We start from the raw sequence: 244 nt of genomic DNA on the forward strand, positions 1-244 counted from the left end.
TAACACTACGCCAGAACAAACGCAAACCATTACCGTTTCCGATAATATCGCACCAACATTTACTGCTCCGGCAGATATTGAGATATTTACAGATGCATCATGCAACTACGATGCTGGAGTAAACATTACAGGAGATGTTACTGATGAAAATGACAACTGTTCTGCAACACTAGACGCTACCTACACAGACACTGTAGTCGCTGGAACTTGCGAAGGATCGTTTACAATCACCAGAACATGGACA

The 244-nt window shown here is 42.6% G+C and carries 1 protein-coding gene; it reads left to right on the top strand.

The window, feature by feature from the left end; translation table 11 throughout:
* On the top strand, positions 1-244 hold a 244-nt coding region (locus tag ACVC08_RS00005; protein WP_452600470.1), incomplete at both ends, for a hypothetical protein.

This window comes from Pontimicrobium sp. MEBiC06410 (genome assembly GCF_053601615.1).